The following is a 19,970-nucleotide window of genomic DNA, read 5'->3' as shown; positions in this document are numbered from 1 at the left end:
CATCAATTATTTGCGATTAAGTAAATTAATTTCATTTAATTATCATAATCTTAGCATTTTTTTGCTACATTTTACGTAATTCAAACGTCAATGTTAGTTATTTACTTACAAGTAATTCGAAAAAAACGGTGAATACAAAATAAACATCAGCTAATGACTTAGGAGCTTAACGTGCGGTTATTTTTTATTATCTTATATCTATTCGTAGGCGCTGCTACTTGGGCGAACGAAAAAGCGGTTCCGCTATACACCTTGACCGCAACAGAACAATTGGCAAGAATGCAAGCGGGCACAATTACGTCAGCTGAGATAGTGAGCAGTTATTTAGCACGTATAGAGGGGATGGATAGGCAAGGAATAAAAATTCAAGCGATTATCGCCTTAAACCCAAGTGCCTTAAGTCTCGCCAAATTGCGTGATAAACAACGAAATGAAGGGAAGCTGCTAGGACCACTGCATGGCACGGTTGTGTTGGTAAAAGACAATATTGAAGTAGCAAGTCTGCCAACCACCGCTGGCTCTTTAGCCTTACAGCAAAATATGACGCAGCGAGACGCCCCCATTATAAAAAAACTCAAAAACGCCGGCGCGATTATTCTTGGTAAAACCAATCTGTCTGAATGGGCAAATTTTAGATCTTATGACTCAATTAGTGGGTGGAGTGGTATTGGTGGCCAAACACGCAATCCTCACAGTTTAGATAGAAGCCCATGTGGCTCGTCATCGGGCACAGGCGCAGCGATTGCAGCTCGCTTCGCAGCGTTAGGGATTGGTACTGAAACGAACGGCTCAATTATTTGTCCTGCCGCAATGAATGGCGTGGTAGGTGTAAAACCTACTGTAGGTTTGTTGTCCAGAACACATATAGTGCCTATATCGGTCACGCAAGACACGGCAGGACCAATGACCTTGAGTGTTGCTGACGCAGCGCTTATGTTAGAAGTTATGGCAGGAAGCGATCCAACAGACGCGGCAACATCTTTAGCCGACGAAAACAAGACATCATATAGCCAACAACTGACAGCCACAATTAAGGGTAAACGTTTAGGGGTATTAAGAAGTACACAGTCTAGTCATCCCGCAATTATAGAAGCATTCAATGAATCATTGGCGACACTAGAATCTTTGGGTGTTGAATTGGTTAACATTGACGCCTTAGAAACACCTGATGGTTTTTGGGATAAGTCATTGAAATTATTACTCATAGAGTTTAAACAAACGCTTAACCATTACCTAAGTAATACGCCTACAATAAACAAGCACCGTACGTTGGCGGACTTAATACTATTTAATGCTCAATCTGCGCGTGAGTTAGCCCTATTTGATCAAAGTATCTTCGAACAGGCACAAGAAACGCAAGGCTACAATGATGAATATGAAGACATTAAGCAATTTTTATCCGATGCTACCCGTAAAAATGGCATCGATAAACTGCTGTCCGAGTATCAAGTAGACGCGCTAGTAGCACCCTCGCAAACACCCGCGTTTTTGATTGACCCAATCTTTGGCGATAGCTTTCCCGGCGGCAATGCTGGCGCAGGCTGGATGGCAGCAATTGCAGGCTATCCGCAGGTTAGTATTCCAATGGGGTCAATGAAAGGTTTACCACTTAACATCAGTTTTATTGGCAAAGCTTGGGACGAACAATTATTACTCAACATCGCATGGCAATTAGAACAAGCCGCGCCTAAATTGATGATGCCAAGCTTTGCGGGAAGTGGGTTTGATCATTTTGAGACACAAAAAGCATTAGCACCTTTGTCAAAATAATCTATATTAATTAGAAAAGCCCAAACAAGTTGGGCTATGTATAGTTGCTGAGCATCTTCGGCTAGTTTACGCTTTTTTCATCCAAGCGCTGCACCAACCTTTAGCATTTACTAATTTACCGGGGAAGATACCGCATGGACGCCACTCAGCGCCGTCTTCTCCTTGAATATACGTACAATTGGCACAGTTTTTACCCTCTTCTTTAGAAGCATGGGTATATTTTAAAGCTACGGCTGTTGGGTCTTCTAAAGACAATTTTTCTTGAGCATTTGCTCTCAACGCTACACCACCAAGCGTCATACCAATTAGCGTCGAGCCTGACAGTTTCAAAAAGCCTCGGCGATCAAATTGTTTCATAACATTTCCTCATTGATAGACTGATAATGATAATAATTCTTTTTTACATAAAGCCATAAACGTCAAAGGCCTGCCTAAATGGCAAGCCTCTGTTTTTATTATCTAATATACTTATACACTAGTTAAAGGGATCTTCACAACCTTATACTGCAATTGTTTGCGACGTATCAAAGTTTTTACAACACCTGATGAGGCAACAATTAATCATCATATCGATCACTACCGCCGTCCTCTCCGGGTATTTTTATTAATAACCAAATAATCAAACCGACAACCGCAAAAGCTATACCGCAAACCAATAACAATTGCGTCAGATTTGGGATCATTTCGCATGCCCACGAATCGAAGACGCACTCGCATCCGGCTTGGCATAACTCAAACGATCAATTATTTGTGTACTATGATAGGCGTCTACGCCCGAGACTACCACACCATTCATTGGCTCTAATTCAATAAAGCCATCTTCTAATACATACTTGTTGTCCATCTGCACTTCAATGATTTCCCCAATCACGAGTTCTGTTTTATTCAATACGATTTCTTGAATACTTCGAAGCTGCATACCTATTCGAACTTTACTCTCTTCAACATAAGGCGCATTTAACAGCGTACTTTTATATTGAGATAACCCTACCGCGTCAAATTCGCTAACATCAGACGGGTAACGCGCAGACGTTTGATGCGCTTGCCGCACCATACTAGAATTCACGTGATTAATTGTGAACTCTTCAGTGTCTTTAATATTCTGCAACGTATCTCGCGCCACGGTATGAGGTCGCATTATCATGCCTAGCAAAGGTGGATTAGCGCCGACATGGAATACCGAGCTCACTATGCATAAATTGCTAATGCCTTGCATATCCACTGTCCCGATTAAATTTGCACTTTTAAACCCAGACAAACTATTAATAAAATTTGCCCGAAAGCGTTTGTCCATTCCTGCAATTTCTTGCCGTGTAATTTGCATGCCTTATTCGTCATCTCTAGTTGCAACAATAGATAATCCAAAACCATTGTCTTCAATGTATACTTCGATAGGCGAGCAACAAATTTGGCAATCAACTATTTGCTGCTGCCCGATATCATTTTCGTGATCAATTTCTATATCGTTATAGGTCATACAATATGGACATTCAAACGTTTCCGCATGACTCAAACTCATACATTCGTCTCCTATATTGTAAATGCATACTCCTTAGTACACTTTTCGGATTTAAATATTGACAAATACTGTATATTAAAACAGTATAAAATATATTTACTAGAGTGACTCAAATCTTGCGCGATTTGCCAACATTTTACTACCTCGATCACTTTAACGAGTTCTTACAGTTCGTCATTGAATTCAACGAGCATTTATTGCATGACAAACATAAAACCTTTTTAACAGAATATTTTTCTGCAACAAAAGAGCAACAATGCTTATTAGTGAGATGTATTAATCGTAAATCACGTCTTATCCGGAAAAGTACACTGCAATTTTCTGAGCTTAATAATATTGAAGACTTGACTAAGCAGTTAACACAATTGGCTTGGCTACGGGAAATAAGTGCAGAGGACAAAAATGATGTTATCAACATCTTTACCAAAGAAGAGTTGTTTGCGCTTTACGCAGAGTGTTCGAAATTCGAAAGTGTCTCACCGCTAAAAAAAAGCATACCCAAATTACAACTACAAAGCGCCTGCCACGCACTTATTGCTACAACCATTCCTGAGTCTGCGACAGCAAAACGCTATTTAGCGCGTAATTGCGATGATTGCGTGGATTATTTTCTGTTTTTATACTTTGGTAACTGTCGAGATAGGCTAAATCAATTTTCGCTGCGTGACTTAGGTGTCATGAAAACCCGTGACACACAGGTGAAAAGTACACCTGCGCAATCAAGGTTTGAATGTAAACAAACAGCCTTAATGATGTTTACCTTGCAAAATATGAAGCAACGATTGAAGACAGAGGCAACTATTGATAGCAGTCAAATTAATGCACTCATTCAACAAATACCTGATTACAAAGATGCCGCTAGTGAAGCGATTCACTACAACATTAAATTTAAATTAGCCCATCGTCTGCTTACTCACGATAGGCCAAAAGCCCTCGATTATTTGCTTGCATGCAAAGACCCCCATGCACAAGAAAAATGGTGCCGAGAAGCATACAAAGATGGCAAAACTGAACAAGTTGAACATCACTTAAATACGATTATCGACGCGCCACTAAGCGATCAACTTTTGATATTTGCAGAGGATTTTTTAGCACGCAAATATCAGAAAAAACGCACTAGCATCATGACTGATATGCTTAGACAAAATAATCAGCACATTCGTTTAGATGAGATACATAAGGGGAGGGTTGAGCATGGTGTGGTTGAGTACTACGAAAACCAGAATAAACGTGCATTTAAAACCGAAAACAATCTGTGGCGGGCATTATTTGGCCTCACTTTTTGGCCGGTGCTTTTTGAAACACCAGGCTTAGGTTTAACGACTGAATTTGATTACTTACCCGAGTGTTTAAAACAAGATTGTTTTTATACAAAAGCAAAAGCACCCATCAAACGTGTGTTGGCATCACTAGATACGCCAAAAAAATGGCTGACTCATCTAGCGGAAATAGCGGCTGCAAACTATGCCTTTTCGCAGAGTATTTTTCATTGGTATCCGACGCTCATTGACGAGCTAGCGGTACTTGTCAGGCACTCAGACTTATCAAGTATAAGCGCAGTACTGCTTAATATGTGCCGAGCGTGGCATCAAACCAACGATGGTTTTCCAGACTTAATGGTATTGGATGACAATAAGCTTCGCTTCGAGGAAGTAAAAGGAGAAGGGGACGTACTTAGACGTAACCAACTCTTGCGCATCCAGCAAATGCGCGAAGCAGGGTTTAACGTATTAATAACCACCGTAGATTTTACTATCGATCCGCTGCAACCGTATGTCGTTGTCGATATTGAAACCACTGGGGGCAGGGCGCAACACCACAAAATTACCGAAATAGGTATGGTCAAAGTGATTGCGGGGGAAATCGTGGATCAGTGGCAGTCTTTGATTAATCCACTTAGATTTATTCCATCCAATATCACCCAACTGACCGGCATAGACAACGACATGGTGAAAGACGCACCGATATTTTCTGAAGTCGCGGAGAAGGTGGATGATTTTACGAAAAATGCTATTTTTGTCGCGCACAATGTTAATTTTGACTATGGCTTCATTCGAGAAGAATTCGCGCGTATTGATAAATACTGGCGACGGCCCAAACTGTGCACCGTCCAACAAATGCGAAAACACTATAAAGGACTAAAGTCATACTCCCTAGCTAATTTAACAGCGCATTTTGATATCACAATGGAAAAACATCACCGCGCAATGTCCGATGCAGTAGCAGCAAGCGAACTCCTAAATTTAGTAAATGCCAAACGCTCAGCGCCAAGCATGTAACGACAGTCTTTATCTGCCAAGGTCATTGTTATTATCCTCTGATTTTGGTTAAAAATAACTAAAGCCCATCATCTGCCGATAACTTCAAGTATATTTGTCATAAAAATGTAATAATTGCACATTAGTTGCATAATCCTATTTTTATTCATAAAAGGTAAGACCCTAGTTTTCATGGTTAGTCGATGGTTAGAGCTTTTTGGCCTATTCTTTATTTCGCCTGTAATTATTGTATTGCTAATACAAGATATTGATGCGTGGCTAATGCCTATGCTCGGTTTCATGGGCGTCGTTTGTCTCAGCTTGTTACTTGTTGACAAGCAGTTCAAACGATTTAGGCTTTGGCATACGCAAAATATTAAATCCCATCTACGGTCTTCAGTGCGCTTTTTTGCACCTTGGGCTTGCTTATTGACACTTGGTATTTATTTTATATTTCCCGACTACTTTTTAGCCTTGCCGATACAAAATAATTCACTTTGGCTCATCACTTTACTTATCTATCCCTTAGTATCTGTTATTCCTCAAGAAATCATCTTTAGGACTTATTTTTTTCACCGATATAAAAACATATTACCGTCTAAAACAGGCCGCTTGTTAGTAAGCAGCTTCTGTTTTGGCCTTGCACATATTGTCTATGGCAATTGGATTGCGGTTGCAGTTACTTGGGTGGGTGGCTTAATCTTCGGTTATCGTTACATACAAACACGCTCTACCTTAGTGGTAATCATCGAACATAGTATGTGGGGTAGCTTTCTCTTTACTATCGGGCTCGGCGCATTTCTATTAACGCAACCGCCTACCTCATAGTAAAAAACCTAGCGCCGTTATTATTGCGCAACACAACACCATACAAAGCGTTCGAAAACATTTGCGATTGCTTATTTCGTAAAGCTGCACGCAAGATAGCGCTGATAAACTTTATTACATCTTATTTTTAACCTGACATGGGAATTACTGGCAATCCAGTGGTTTTAATTTATACTGATTTAAATCGTACAAAATTAATACAACAAAGGATTGGTTGAACTCGGTAATAAACAAACATGAATAGGATAATGTTATGGCAAATAGTATATCTACACATATAAATTTGGTAACAAACAAATTCACTAACCTTTCTAAAAAGTCATGGCTTTTGGCTGTTGTCTCCTTGGTTTTATTTTCGACCGGTGCCTCAGGGTTCATAAAGCAAAGCACCGAAGGCTTAGAGGCGGTAGGCACTCCCCATTTCGACTCTCTAAAAGTAGCTGAAGACGCAGTGATACCAGTGTCTCGTAAAGTATATATAAGTGATATAAAGGCTAACTTTGCTAGGGACTGGATGAACACTTATCGAAGCGACACAACTAAGCATTATAGAAACAAAGTACTCAATGACTATAGTAAAGCCTTAAAAGCCCATTTGGTTGATAGGCTAACACTGTCTGGGTGGGATGTCGTAGACACATATGAAAACGGTGCGCTCATCGTTAACGCACAAATAAAGGACTTGTTCATTACTGGCCCTGAAAAACTCACGAGAGAGCATGTCTTAGTGAGGAATATTGGGCAGTCTTCAATCGTCATTAACGTTGAAGGCGCCGACAAACAAACGATGTTTGAAATTGAAGACAGACGTGATGCCGGGGGGCTCGACAGCGTATTTATTGAAACAGACAATGCAATGAATTACAGCTGGTTTAGCCAATTGATGAAAGATTGGGCGGGTAAATTTGTTATATATCTAGACATGAGTACAAACAAAGAAAATAGCTAAATCATTATTGCACTGTAAAAAAAGCGCATCGTAAAACGGTGCGTTTTTCTACTTTAAGAGGCACAAGTACGAATCAAAAAATTCAATTTGTTCGGCCTTCTAGCTTATCAATATGCGCCCTACGAAACTGCGGTGTTAAATCAAAATACCAAGTATAATTTTTTTGACTCTCAGGGTTTTGTACAATAACTTTTTGAATCGGTAACTTATTTCGATAAATAAGCGCTTGTTCCACTGCCATCAACTGATGAAGTTGGATAAAAGCATATAAATCGTGTGTGCTATTAATGTAAAAAGCCGTTTCCGGTGTTTGCCCATCCCCTGAGCGCCAAATCGCCTCAATAAACGCATCTAGCACCCAGTTGTGGTATTGTGCCGACGCATTGTCTCCTGCCTCTTGCGAACATATCGCCATTCCATAATGCCCAATGAGAGACGTAAAATTTGTTTGCAATAGCTGCCTGTTTATCTGTATGCAACGCAACCAACTATTTTGTTGAATAAATTGCTCTGATTTTACTTTCGCTGACTGCTCTGCTGGACTTTCAGGGCGATAACTTGAGGTTAGTGGATACAATCGAAGAATACGATCTACATCCTCAGGCGACGCAGATTGGTTTCGAATTTTTGTTGCTAACGCGCGAAAATCAGCATCACTCTTAGCATAATTTAAGACTTGCTTAGGCTCAGTCGATTTGTCGGTTGCCCCACAAGCGCCTAATAACAATATAAAACAACAAATGAATAGTCGCTTTAACATAGCGCTCAATCCTTGATTAAATAACACGAATTCTTCGACCACAAGTGTACACAAGAATTACATTATTTTTTAGCTACAAGTGTAAAAAGGTTCCACATGGAACAAAAAACAATCAGAAACAAGCGTTTAGTAAGGCAAAAAGTTATATGCGTATTCTAACTCTGTCTGCGAAACGTTTTCCGCACCAAAGTTAATTAGTCGAATCCTTTGAATCAGCTTTTCAACCAATTCTGGCGCATCTAATTCTGAATCAATCAAAGTAACTGATGACAAGGTACCGTCCGGCATGATGACTAATTTAACCGATAGCTTACCTTCAATACTTGGGTCTTGTCTTAATGCTCTCCTGTAGAGCGAATATACCGCGCCTTTGTTTGCATCAAGCGTTTGACGAATTTTATCTAGCTCGCGATTGCCAATCACTTGTTGTTTTTGCTCAATTCGTTTAGTCGCGATGGACGCTTCACCTTCACTTGCCGCAACAAATTCTGTATTGCGCCGCCCACTCAATTCTCCTTTGGCACCCATATCGCTCGAGACAGGCCCGGATTGAATGCCACCGCTAGTAGCTAAGACAGGTGCAGCAATGGTATTTCGCTGCGTAAGTGCAGCTTGTCCACCACCCGTTGTTTGTTGGGTATTGGCCAAGTTCTGTAAATTTGTAGATTCACGCATACTTGCTAATGTGTCGCTCAGTGCGAGCACTCCTTTGCTTTTTGCTGTCTCACGCGCTTGTTTTACTTTTTCCGCTGCCGAAACTTCAACGGGTATCTCTTTTTCAGGCACAGATACGGGTTTAATTTTGTCTTCAGGTTCTGGCTTGGGCTGTGGCTCAACGAGATCTTTCTCTTGCACTTCTGGTACTGGAGCAGGTTCCTCTGGTTCAGGCAGTGGTTCAGGCTCAATTGGTACTGGTGGTGTTACAGGTGCTTGTTCTTGTACTTGTATTATTCTCGCAAGTTGCGGTGGTAATTCTTCTTTTTGCTCTCGTGGAATATCAGGTAAATCGGTAATACCCACATACGCAGCAAACAAAAGCGTAAACAATAAAATAACGAGGGTAATTTTACCAAAACGTCCATTTTCAGCAGCCGCACTATCCCAAGGTAATTGACTGCTGAATAGGGTGTCAGAAGCAACCGAACTCATTGCATGCCACCGGCACTTAACGCAGATCCAGTATCGCTTTTGTTTTCAACGGCCAAGGCTAATTTTGTGTAGCCGGCTGAAGCACAGACCTGCATGATTTGCTTCAACACAGCATACTCCACTTGGCTATCACCCATTATGGTAATTGACATAGTAATTGACTGCGCCATCGTTTGAGCAGTCGCTTGCTGACTAGCCTTTTCCTCAGGGAGCTGAGACTTTCTCGCGGTATGGTAATCCAACTCTGCTTTTAACGCCTCAAGCGCGCGCTTTTCCTTTCTCGCGAGCGCAGCAGTGGTCGACACCTTGCGACCTTGAATCAATACTTCACTCGGCGTGACTAGCATTAACAACGTTTCTGCCGCAGCTTTATCCGCAGTGGATATTGGTAAGGAAACAGAATCGTCGGATTGAAGCACTTGTACGTCAGAGGCATTTAGCATTAAAAAAAACACTAAAATTGTAAAAATGTCCATCAACGAAACCAAACTAAGCTTTGACTTTGCCTGATTCCGCTTGTGGTGTCTTGCCATCCGTTTGGCGCGCATCGATTGTTTCATCTATAACTCCGATACTGTCGACGCAGTTGCACTGGGCAAGTCTGAAATACGTGGCGCCGTTAGAGACAAATCCTCAATCGCGTCCCCCAATGACACATCGGGAAACAATTCAGCATCTACAATCGAATTTATCAGTACATCCTTGTAAGAACGCGTCGTATCAATGAGTGTCACAATCGTTTGGTAGTCGGCATTTTGAGGTAACAACAAGGTTATATCTTTCTTCTCGACCCCTTTGTTCACTAAGGTCTGCTTTATCTGCTTTAGTGTGCTTTGCAAGCTTTGAAAATCATATTGAGGTGAATACTCTGTCGTATCACTATCGTCAATCACAAACACTGGGATAGACTCAACTAAATACCCCTGAGGAAAAAACACATCAATACTATTTTCCTTTACATGCACCTCTAAGGTTTCCTTCGCGATATCTTCTGACGAAGCCTCAGCCGCTAATCCAGGTAAGCTAAGTTCAACAATGGTAATACGAGAAAACACCATCATCATTAACAACACTGGCACGAGCACAATCATGAGATTCATAAAAGATGTAATATCTAATTCAGCATCTTCTTTTTTCACTCGTTTTAAGCCACGTACTCTCATTTACGTATAACCTTAAGCGTCGGACGCACGGGTTTGTGGCTGTATGCTTTGCGTTGAAATAATACTGTTGAGGCATTTTACACCCGCCATTTCCATGCTATCCACAATTTCGGTCGTCTTTGTTTGCAAGAGAGCATGAAAACCCAACAACGGAATTGCAGAAATAAGGCCAAACGCGGTTGTATTCATTGCCACTGAAATAGAAGAAGAAAGTAAACTGGCTTTTTCTGAAGGATCTGCATTAGCGACTGCCGAAAATGCGGCAATCAACCCGATTATCGTCCCTAATAAACCTAATAAGGTTGCAATATTCGCCAAGGTCGCGAGATACGCAGTACGTTTTTCTAAACGAGGTACCGTTTCCATTAACCCTTCTTCCATTGCATACTCAATATCTTCGCGTCTTGGAGACACTTTCAATCTATCGATCCCAGCAGCAATCACTCGACTAATCGGTGCCTTGCTTTGTCTGGTTACCTGAATCACTTGGTCAAAGCGTTGCTTAGCGAGTAAAGGCTCAATGTCTTTAAATGCGCGTTTATTCGTCGCCGTGGCGGCAATTAAAAAAATATAACGTTCGATGGTAATCGCTAAACCTATCGCTAATACAATGGCGATAGGAAGCATAAACGAACCGCCTTCCTGAAAAAAACGTGTGATGGTATCGAGGATATCCACTATAAATAACTCCAGACGGTTAATTGATCATGTCTAATTTTGTAAATGCTATACTGCCCAAACGAGCCCGCACCTTTATCCTCTGCACTATACGATGCATGCGGCGGATAAAGTGTATTCGATTCAAATTTTTGGTGTATAAACATATACCTACTCGTTTCCTGTATGGTCGCTTCGGCTATTACTTGCACTATTACTTTCACTTGACCCTGTGTCGGCTATATTCTCAGCACCCAACAGCTGTAATTCCCTCAAAAATTGACCTCGTTCTAATGGCGCCATTTTATCCACAATTGGCTGCCATTCGGTCGTGGCATCAATACGCTTATGGGTAGGTAATTGCCATGGCACAATACTTAGCACCTGAGGCTGCTCTTTGTTCCCTCGAATAGTATCTTGCAAACGGAGCACACCGTCGCTTTCATTTTGTGCATCAATGCGATTGACGGCATTTTCGCTGCGCGTATTTTCTTCACCCGTTGTGGGCGTTTGCGCAATGGCGAACAAAGGTTGAAACGATAGACCTAATAAACACACATATATGTAGCGTAATGTTTTCATTATTCGCTACCTATTTGAGATTGCTGTGCACGTTCACTGGCCTTTATTTGTCGAGAAAGATCGACTAACCAGCGAGAGACAAGTTTAATGTTTTTCTCTACTTGATCTGTCTTTACCTTATCAACACTAGCATCGCTGCGACTATTGTCGAGTTTAAGTAAGGCTAGATAATGCTGATAATCCACTCGTGCTTGAGGCTTTTGATTGAGATACAAGTCATACAACACTCCCCTGTTACGGTAAGATGCAGCATCGCTGGGCGTCGCCGCAATAGCACGGTTCAACAGACTAAGTGCGCGAGAAAAATCACCTTGCTCTCGCATTAAACTTGCCAAACGATTCAACGCTTTTGCATCATATTTGTTTACCTCAAGCGCACTTTGCAAGGCTATGATTGCTAGTTCAGCGTTATTTAGCGCCAAGGCTAAATCACTTTTTAACACGTATGCTGCACTATTTAGCTTACCCAGCGCAGACGCTTGTTCAATATGCGCTAAACCCGTTTGCCAGTTTTCATTTGAGTACGCGGCTAGTGCTTGCAAAAGGAATTTACGTTGAGCAGGGTTGTTCTGTTGATAGTGCTGTTGATATAGGTTCGGTTTAGCATAGAGAGACTTAGCTACTAAGATATCTGGGTCTAATTTGACTGCGACTTGTTCCTTGTCAAGAGTCGTTTGCTCAGCAACGGGTATTGTTTGCGAAGCTGTCGCGTTTGCAGTTTCAGGTGCACTCGTCTCTTCAACGTCACTTTGTTTCATGGTGCGTAAGTTGACACAAGCACTAACACTTACTATCCATATAACCAGCACAACGATTTTACATGCAAAGTAAGGTCTTTTCTTCAGACTACAATTCATCTGCGTTTACCTCTTCAAGCAGCACTGGTTTATTGTACTTTACTGGTAAGGCTTTGCTTAACGCTACGAAGCTCTTTTTAATATGTTCATCATAAAGGCCACTTTTAACGCGATTAATATTATTTTCGTGCATTTGAATCGCGGTTTCTTCAAATGGAAACGCTTGTTCTTCCAGCAAAATATCGTATTGAGATGCTTCTAATGCGCTTAAATTATCAGGCCGCTCTGAGTCCATCAGATCTTGTGCTAGCATGTCATACACTCTTGCGACTCTATAATTTGCCGCCGTGGTATATTCAGCGACCGCAAAAGACATTACTCGGTCATACGCATCTATCGTCTTGCTTAAGGCGTGTTGTTTTTTTGCAAGGCTTTTATCGAGTGGCGCGGTCAGCTTCACACGTTTATACACCTGAAAGGCGTCTTCAGCAAATACCATTGCTGACATCCCCGCTAAATAACGGGAGCGCGGTGTACCTGCTGTGCTGGGGTCATTATTTGTCGATGCTTTTGCAAGTTGAAGCTGTGCCTGCATCATTTTGTTTAACCAATACCTTCGCTTACTGTCTTCATTGGATTGCAAATAAAATTCACTGAGTTTGTATCTAGCTTCATTTGCATTCGCAATAGGTGTGGGAAAAGCATGAGCAAAACGACGATAGCTATCGAGTGCCATCTCTCTGTTTGTGGCTTTGTCGAAGTATTCCGCAGCAGTAAAAAGTTGCACAGATGCTTGTGCCGACGTTTTATCATTAAAATATTGCGCAAGCAGCATTTCTGCGGCGGGCTGCCAATCTTCGGTTTGTTCAAACGCAAACAGTAATTGAGGCTCAATAGCGGGCGTTAATTCATGTTGCGGAAACCGTTGTTTGAAGTCTTGCCACAATTCAATGGCTCGCTGCCAATTGCCTAGCAGCGCATAGTATGTTGCACTATCAAATTGCGCTAAGGTTCGAACATCAACATTCGGCGTTTTATCCATAAGACGTTGCAGATGAGTAAGTGCTTCATTTAATCCAATATGGCTTGATTCCGACAAATCGGCCGATGCGAGATCTAAACGAGCAATCGCTTGTTTATCCAAATTCACCTTGTTTAAGGCGACTTCCGCTTGTTTGAATATTGATGCTGCGAGGGCGTCTCTCAGTTCTACAACCCGCTCATCAGAATAATTCAAGCGATTGATGATTTGCGCATAGTAAACCTCTGCCTGAGCAAAATTATTCAGCGCATAATAGCTTTGTGCGGTAACCAAATAGGCCGAATCTAGCTGTGCATTCGAAAATCTATGTTGGTCTCTTGCGTCTACTAATACCCAAGCCGCCCACTTAATGGCTTCAATATGATGCTTTGATACAAATAAGGTCTGCATCAGACTGATACCAATTTCAACGCTACGGGGGTCACCCTCAAATGTCTCCACAAACCGTTTTTGCGCTTGTTGCGACGGAGTGTACTGGACAATTGGCGTCGACAACGCCATTGCATTGTCGGTAATATTCTCGGGTTGGCTGCGACTATCTATCGCTTGCTTTTTTGAAACTGTTGACTGTATCTCTTGCGCTCGCCAAGCCAATATTCCAGCATAGGCAGCTTCCACCGCCATAGGATTTACTTTGTCTTTATAGGCATAAGTTTCAAACGCAGTGATTGCCTCCAGGTAAAGACCAAGTGCAAACAAAGCCTCAGCCATATAAAAACGAAGTTCTGCTATCTTTGCCGACATATCTTCTACATCGGTGAACGTCTGAATGAAATTGTCGTAATAGTAAATAGCGGATTCGTATGCCGCATTTTTTTCTTGTTTTAATGCCGCTACCGGCATTTTTCGCCATACGTCTGCATTGCTTTTACCCTCTTTTTTGCCACCGTCGACAAATGCAGTCTGATAATCTGCATGGTCGTCACTCGTGTCGAGCGTTTGCTCAACCTTAAGATATCTCTCTAGTTGTTGCGCAACACTATGTTCAGTTTGTGCGAGTTCAGGTAAATATTGCTTTAAATAAGGCAATGCTTGGGAGCCGATTGGGGATTGCATCGTATCGACAACCCCCTTTCCCAAGCCATAGAGCGAGACAAATCCTTGCTTTGCCATAAACACTCTGTCTGGAAAATCACCAAGAATAAATGCGTCGATATGACGGATATAAAAAGACACAGCGCGCGGGTGGCTGGGCCAATTTCTCGCAAACCCTAGCAATACCTCTGCACTGTCGATATAACGGTCGTCATCTAAATACTGTTGCGCGAGCTCCTCATAAACAAGATGTTGGTACAATTGTTCGCCATGCTCACGGTAAAACTGTGTAATCGCCTTGCCATTTCCTTGATAGGAAAACGTAATCGCCATCACACGTAAACTATCTTCAACTAGCCGTTTAATGCCTTTACTCAATTGAATATCGTCTAAGGTTTTAGACGCAAGCGCTGCTTGATTAGACATAGAGTGTTTAAGTAACTTATCAAATGCAATTAGTGCATCGTTATATTCATCTAATTTGAAGTAGCTCCATCCCAACATATAGGCTGATATACCGTAAAAATCGCCATAATTGGGATACGCTAGCACTTGACGATAATAGTGAATTGCTTGGGCAAATTTTTGTTGGGTAAAATAATGTTCACCAATGCGAAACCAAAGCTCAACATGCTTGTTAGTTATCGCAAAACTATTCGGGTTAAAGCTAGCAATAAATTCTTTCGCAACATCAACACTTTGTTCTCTTTCACCCGCCAGATCTAGCGCTCTAGACAACTGATACATAGCATCCATCATTTTTATGTTAAGCGCTTGTTCTTCTTCTGTGAGACTTGAACCCGGCATGGGCGTTACCACTTCATTGTTATTTAACACCTGTAAATATGCCGCGATTGCTTCGCCAAAGTAAGATTGATTCGGTGCTTCATTTCCTTGCTCTAGTTGCACTTCCGCCAACAACATCTGAATATCAGCTAAGCGAAAACGGATTTGCCTGCGCTGTTCAGGGTCAACCACGAGCGCCAACAATGCCATATACTCATCGCGCTTTTCTGTGAGAGAAAGCTGAGGGACTTGATGTTTTTTATTCGCTTTATCGTTTTGTAAATTAGAAGAATAAGTATTCTCCGATGTTCTTGCAGGCAATAAATTTAAGCTCGAAAGCGGTGGGCGTGAACTTCTCCCCGCCAACAACGTTTGTTGCTTCGCGACTTGTGCATTACTTAATACATTGGTTTTATCCGTTTCTTCAGGTGACCAAAGTGCCATACCACAAGCAGAGACCAATAATATAGGGCAAATAAGAATAAACAGTCTCAATAGTATGCCCAGTGCCTTCATTGCGAGCCACCTGCTGACGACGTGCTTGGTACAAGCAATTCACCCTGTAAATCTTGCAATCGAATTTTTGCTAGTCGCGTATTTACCCATTGTGTTTTTAATTGCTCAGTCCGCAGAGAAATAATAGATAACAAGTGCTCACGTAAACGATGTTCAACTTGTTGATGCAAGTCAGAACTTTGTTTGCGGCGCTGAGCAATTTGTTTTTCTAATATCTCTATTTTTACGCGTGTTAACGCAAACTCATCATTTGTTGCGCCGATGCTACTGACTCGTCTATACGCATGTTCTGCTTTCGTCAGTATTTCAGTTGCTGCTTGCAATTGGCGAAGATGTTCCCAGCGCTTAACGACATAACTGTCTTCCATTTGCCACTTTAAAATCCCCTCAATACGCGCCAAACGCTTTTTATAGCTAGGCTTAAGTGGTTTGTTATGTGGAGGATCGTTACGGGGTAGATTAAGAGTTAGCCTCGCGTGGCGTGCATTAGCATTATTCAAACGCTGCCATGCCGATTGCTGTATTTTACTCGTCATGGACAACATAAGCGTTTGTCTTGCTAGTTCTGTTGTAGGATTGAGGCGTTTTTGCATATCTTGCAAATGCAGCTTAGTATTCGCAATATGCGCCGCCTTCTCTTCTAAAGAAAGTCCATTTACGCGTCCAACAAAGCGCTGCTCTCTTTCTTCAAGCAAACCTTTTAGTACCTCAAGTTGTTCAGCTTTGTTAGATAAGGTCGTTAAAATGGCCGCCAATTGTCGCCGGGCATTGAGCAAATAATGTGGATTCACATCGTTGGCTTGCGCACTACCGTCCGTTTCCACATGTGTTACATTCTGCGTTAAAAATGTTCGTTTTATATCCAACAAGGCTTGTGGCCATAGCGACTCATAGTCATCAAAAAAATTGTCTGCGCCAATATCTTGTTCAAACTGTGCAAGGCCATCTAAGGTTGTAGATATTTGAACGCCTGTATCTTCAAGCGCATAAAACGCTTCAACAAAAAGACCTTGTTGTTGATAGGCGTAAGCCAAGCCATAGCTGGCTTGCAACTGAAATATCCCTGGCCCTAGCTCACGTAAGTATTGCCATGTATCTACCGCCGCTTGCCAACGATTCTGTTCTGCGTGGGTCCACCCAAGCGTAAGCAAGGCTTGTTGGCTGTCTCCACTGTTGGCACTGACAGTGTTTATTACCGCTAATGCATCCACATCATCTTGCTGTTTGAGTAAGCTATGTGCGAGTTGGAGGTTTAGACGATCGAATAGGGCATCACTCTCGTGCAGCGCTTGTCTCTCCCTAGCTTCATTCTGACGACGCTGAGCGTGTTTATTTGGATCATCGCTAAACCAGCGCCATGGTGATAAATAAAATGCTGCGGCATTGCCAATGCTTCGAGTAAACCCTATGGCTCGTCGAGTAAAAGCGTGTTGTTGAGATTGGTATTGAAGCAATGCTTGCTTTGCAGCAACAAAACCTTGGGTAGCCGCTGCGTAGTTTTCGCTGTTGAAGTGACGGCCAGCTAAATTGGCTAATAAGTAGCTTGAGTAGATGCTGTCATTTTCTAATTGTGCGAGCAAGGGTTCCCATTCTTCATCATTGTGCATGTTGGTATAGGCAGCCATGTAGATTAAAGACTGCCAATGCGCTGTCGACAGTTCGCTTTCTAAACCGTTACTACTGACAGCTTCGTATGCTTTTACACTCATATCGGCTTGATTATTCTCAAAACCTGTACGCGCTAGCCAAAACCAAGTATTGGCTTTTACATATTGCGAACTATTTTTATTCAGTAGACTAAGAAAGTTCTCTTGCGCTTTTGTATGAAGACCTAAGTTCAACTGAGCAGCGCCTTTAATTAAGGTTAAACGGTCCTTGTCATCACTGGTAAGCGCATTAAAGCCATGTCGTTTATGCGACTTTTCAATCTTATTTAAGGTACCAAGGTAATCTGCTTCAAAATAGGTGTACATGACATGATAAAAGTCTGCATATACTTGTTTTTCTGAAGCAATAGCGGTTTTTGTCAAAGTATTTATTGACGTTTGTGCTTTTACTTGACCGATACAGCAGAGGCATAGTGAAAAAATACCTAGTGCTATGATGTATATGAGGAAGCGCATCTTTGGTACGTATTTACAAAACAGTGGCAGTAAAAATAGGCTGCTGCTTAGCGGTTGAATCAAGCACCTGCAATTCGATGGCTAAGGGCTCATCGCTTTTATCAAGCGCTATACTTACCGCACGCTTATACTCACGTTGCTCTGGACCAATACCAACAAAATACGCCGTCATTTGATGCTTGCCTTGCGGAATATTACCAAGGTACAAACGCTGCACACCACCACGATACAAGGCGTTTACTTGACGCTCTGTATATAGATAATTTGTCACCACTTTGTCATTGATTCGCAATTCAACGGCGTCTAGCGCGAAATACTCACCAATATCCATCGCTAAATATACGGCAACCTGCGTCGACGACGGAAAAAGCAAATCTTCTTCAAGAATAAATAAGTCTCTGTTTAAACTCACCATTGCTTGACGCAAACTTTCAATATCTTTTGCTAGTGCAGAATCACCATCATTAACAACACCCGCACCAAGGTCAGTTTGACGCGCTTGTGCTTCAGCAAAAAAGGTAATTGCCAACAATAAAATTGCAAGATAAACAAAGGGAGACAAGCGAGAGAGTAAACGCATAATTAATACCACACCGAAGCATAAATTTTCAGGACGTTGGCAGAAAAACCAAACAAAGGCTCTTCACCGACGGGGGCATCTGCGGTCACATCCCTGAAGTTATCGTAATCAAAGCGCATATAATCATATTCAACATGCACACTGCTTTTCTTGAATGTCGCCGTTTGAGAAAACTGCCATTCATATGAAAGATGAAGCCCAGCCGTTAAACCTGTGTAGGTGCTCATCTCTTTGTCTCGCGCCATAAAATTAAATTCGTTTGGGCGAGAAAATATATCTCGATAAAAATCTGCACTTTCCTGACTGTAGTGCCGTGCAAATACATCAATAATCCAATGCCCAATGGGGTGAATGTAGCCCAACTTATAGTTGTTCGCTGTAATGCCCCATGAGTCGTCGTAAACTCTTGCATCTGCATAGAGTGCCGCGCGATAGGGTAAATAGTAATTCGCATTTATGGAGTAGGCATTGGATGACCGAGTATTGGGATACACTTCTCTGGCAAACCTAAACCCTCGATCACTTTCACTATCTAAAAAGCGAACACTTCGATAAGGATTATTTAAGTAGCCTTCATCCGATACGTGTTCTGCACTCAAGCCCATAATCAGATTCTTAGTCATGATTTGAGTAAAGCCAAAACCGAATTTTTGCCTGTCAGCCTCTTCAGCAAAACTCTCATCACCACGCACACCTACCTCGTCCCAACCTTTAGACCAAGACAACGACACTGTACTTAAATCACCAAAGAAATCTTGACTCACGCCCAAGTAAACAGAATTTGCTTCAAAATCATTTTCGCTACTATTGGTATAACTGACGCTAAGTAAGGTTTTTTCATGCAAAAAATCGCCACCTAAGGTCGTTTCTTTACGTTCTTCTTGATACGGCGATGCTGTTGCTCGCACATCAATAGATGCGCCACTGACAGTATCAACGTAATAATTTGCACTAAGTGAGACATGACTACCAACTTGCTTTCGCAATAAGATTGACGGTCCATCGATACTCACTCCGTCTCCCGAATATTTGTGATACATCACGTCTGAACGGTCTTGGGGCAATACTGCACTAAATCCGATACTCGAACATAGTAAACAAAATAAACCGACCATCGTCTTTACGACAAACCCAACAGGTACGCTGTTCATTGTATATTTAGTTGCAACCACAACCGCCACCTGCTGAACCGTCAGCACCGCGCGCCCCTTCACGGGACTCGTGTACATGCTTAGCATAAGATAAAGCAATTGGGTTTCGGCCTATTGCCATAATTGGATCAGCCAAATTACTGCGTTCATAGGGTTTAACCCAAGGCCCAATATCGAAAAAGCTACCGGTACGCTCTGAATTTTCGGTGCTTGACTCAATCGATGTATTAGATGTCGATGAACACGCGCTTAATCCAAGCAAACTTATAAGTACAAGCCCTAATTTATGTCTTCCCGGTATCATG

At 42.0% G+C, this 19,970-nt stretch carries 20 protein-coding genes; 4 read left to right on the top strand and 16 right to left on the bottom strand.

The window, feature by feature from the left end; all coding sequences use genetic code 11:
* Positions 1–171 precede the first annotated feature (171 nt).
* Positions 172–1,770 carry an amidase gene (locus tag QQK00_RS11435; RefSeq protein ID WP_284217709.1) on the top strand — a complete coding sequence of 533 codons (1,599 nt, stop codon included), beginning with the start codon at positions 172–174 and terminating at the stop codon, positions 1,768–1,770.
* Positions 1,771–1,836: 66 nt separating this feature from the next.
* On the opposite strand, the gene QQK00_RS11430 is transcribed toward QQK00_RS11435, so the two are convergent.
* From QQK00_RS11430 to QQK00_RS11415, 4 genes are all read right to left on the bottom strand, one after another.
* Positions 1,837–2,127: a high-potential iron-sulfur protein gene (locus QQK00_RS11430; RefSeq protein WP_284217708.1), complete on the bottom strand. Its 291-nt coding sequence runs from the start codon at positions 2,125–2,127 to the stop codon at positions 1,837–1,839.
* A 200-nt stretch (positions 2,128–2,327) separates the two neighbouring features.
* Positions 2,328–2,453, bottom strand: a complete 126-nt coding sequence (locus QQK00_RS11425) for a hypothetical protein (RefSeq protein WP_284217707.1) — start codon at positions 2,451–2,453, stop codon at positions 2,328–2,330.
* Positions 2,450–3,094: a flavin reductase family protein gene (locus QQK00_RS11420; RefSeq protein WP_284217706.1), complete on the bottom strand. Its 645-nt coding sequence runs from the start codon at positions 3,092–3,094 to the stop codon at positions 2,450–2,452. Before QQK00_RS11420 ends, QQK00_RS11425 begins: the two co-directional genes overlap by 4 nt.
* A gap of 3 nt (positions 3,095–3,097) precedes the next feature.
* Positions 3,098–3,289 carry a zinc ribbon domain-containing protein gene (locus tag QQK00_RS11415; RefSeq protein ID WP_284217705.1) on the bottom strand — a complete coding sequence of 64 codons (192 nt, stop codon included), beginning with the start codon at positions 3,287–3,289 and terminating at the stop codon, positions 3,098–3,100.
* Positions 3,290–3,405: 116 nt separating this feature from the next.
* Here QQK00_RS11415 and QQK00_RS11410 point away from each other — a divergent pair, with 116 nt between their 5' ends.
* The 3 genes from QQK00_RS11410 to QQK00_RS11400 all read left to right on the top strand — a co-directional run bounded on the left by QQK00_RS11410 (position 3,406) and on the right by QQK00_RS11400 (position 7,324).
* Entirely contained in the window at positions 3,406–5,568 is a 2,163-nt protein-coding gene (locus QQK00_RS11410; RefSeq protein ID WP_284217704.1) for an exonuclease domain-containing protein, read from the top strand.
* Between the two features lie 171 nt (positions 5,569–5,739).
* Positions 5,740–6,375, top strand: a complete 636-nt coding sequence (locus QQK00_RS11405) for a CPBP family intramembrane glutamic endopeptidase (RefSeq protein ID WP_284217703.1) — start codon at positions 5,740–5,742, stop codon at positions 6,373–6,375.
* Positions 6,376–6,628: 253 nt separating this feature from the next.
* On the top strand, positions 6,629–7,324 hold the full coding sequence (locus QQK00_RS11400; protein WP_284217702.1) for a hypothetical protein: 696 nt from the start codon (positions 6,629–6,631) through the stop codon (positions 7,322–7,324).
* 82 nt (positions 7,325–7,406) lie between these two features.
* On the opposite strand, the gene QQK00_RS11395 is transcribed toward QQK00_RS11400, so the two are convergent.
* From QQK00_RS11395 to QQK00_RS11340, 12 genes are all read right to left on the bottom strand, one after another.
* On the bottom strand, positions 7,407–8,084 hold the full coding sequence (locus QQK00_RS11395; protein WP_284217701.1) for a DUF4919 domain-containing protein: 678 nt from the start codon (positions 8,082–8,084) through the stop codon (positions 7,407–7,409).
* A gap of 126 nt (positions 8,085–8,210) precedes the next feature.
* On the bottom strand, positions 8,211–9,233 hold the full coding sequence (locus QQK00_RS11390) for an AgmX/PglI C-terminal domain-containing protein (protein ID WP_284217700.1): 1,023 nt from the start codon (positions 9,231–9,233) through the stop codon (positions 8,211–8,213).
* Positions 9,230–9,793: an ExbD/TolR family protein gene (locus QQK00_RS11385; protein WP_284217699.1), complete on the bottom strand. Its 564-nt coding sequence runs from the start codon at positions 9,791–9,793 to the stop codon at positions 9,230–9,232. The genes QQK00_RS11390 and QQK00_RS11385 overlap by 4 nt, the downstream gene beginning before the upstream one ends.
* Positions 9,794–10,396 carry a biopolymer transporter ExbD gene (locus QQK00_RS11380; RefSeq protein WP_284217698.1) on the bottom strand — a complete coding sequence of 201 codons (603 nt, stop codon included), beginning with the start codon at positions 10,394–10,396 and terminating at the stop codon, positions 9,794–9,796.
* Between the two features lie 12 nt (positions 10,397–10,408).
* Complete coding sequence (locus QQK00_RS11375; RefSeq protein WP_284217697.1) at positions 10,409–11,074, bottom strand: MotA/TolQ/ExbB proton channel family protein; 666 nt, start codon at positions 11,072–11,074, stop codon at positions 10,409–10,411.
* 150 nt (positions 11,075–11,224) lie between these two features.
* A complete protein-coding gene (locus QQK00_RS11370) occupies positions 11,225–11,635 on the bottom strand; it encodes a hypothetical protein (RefSeq protein ID WP_284217696.1) in 411 nt (136 codons plus the stop codon).
* A complete protein-coding gene (locus QQK00_RS11365; protein ID WP_284217695.1) occupies positions 11,635–12,492 on the bottom strand; it encodes a tetratricopeptide repeat protein in 858 nt (285 codons plus the stop codon). Before QQK00_RS11365 ends, QQK00_RS11370 begins: the two co-directional genes overlap by 1 nt.
* Entirely contained in the window at positions 12,482–15,811 is a 3,330-nt protein-coding gene (locus tag QQK00_RS11360) for a tetratricopeptide repeat protein (RefSeq protein ID WP_284217694.1), read from the bottom strand. The genes QQK00_RS11365 and QQK00_RS11360 overlap by 11 nt, the downstream gene beginning before the upstream one ends.
* Complete coding sequence (locus QQK00_RS11355; protein ID WP_284217693.1) at positions 15,808–17,841, bottom strand: tetratricopeptide repeat protein; 2,034 nt, start codon at positions 17,839–17,841, stop codon at positions 15,808–15,810. Before QQK00_RS11355 ends, QQK00_RS11360 begins: the two co-directional genes overlap by 4 nt.
* Positions 17,842–17,947: 106 nt before the next feature.
* A complete protein-coding gene (locus QQK00_RS11350; RefSeq protein ID WP_284217692.1) occupies positions 17,948–18,514 on the bottom strand; it encodes a hypothetical protein in 567 nt (188 codons plus the stop codon).
* A 2-nt stretch (positions 18,515–18,516) separates the two neighbouring features.
* A complete protein-coding gene (locus tag QQK00_RS11345; RefSeq protein ID WP_284217691.1) occupies positions 18,517–19,713 on the bottom strand; it encodes a DUF3570 domain-containing protein in 1,197 nt (398 codons plus the stop codon).
* A complete protein-coding gene (locus QQK00_RS11340) occupies positions 19,673–19,969 on the bottom strand; it encodes a DUF4266 domain-containing protein (RefSeq protein WP_284217690.1) in 297 nt (98 codons plus the stop codon). Before QQK00_RS11340 ends, QQK00_RS11345 begins: the two co-directional genes overlap by 41 nt.
* Between the last annotated feature and the right edge of the window lies 1 nt (position 19,970).

Source organism: Agaribacter marinus, assembly GCF_030160655.1.
Lineage (GTDB): Bacteria > Pseudomonadota > Gammaproteobacteria > Enterobacterales > Alteromonadaceae > Glaciecola > Glaciecola marina.
Note: the sequence above shows the minus strand (reverse complement) of the source record. Positions and strands in the feature narration are given on the sequence as shown.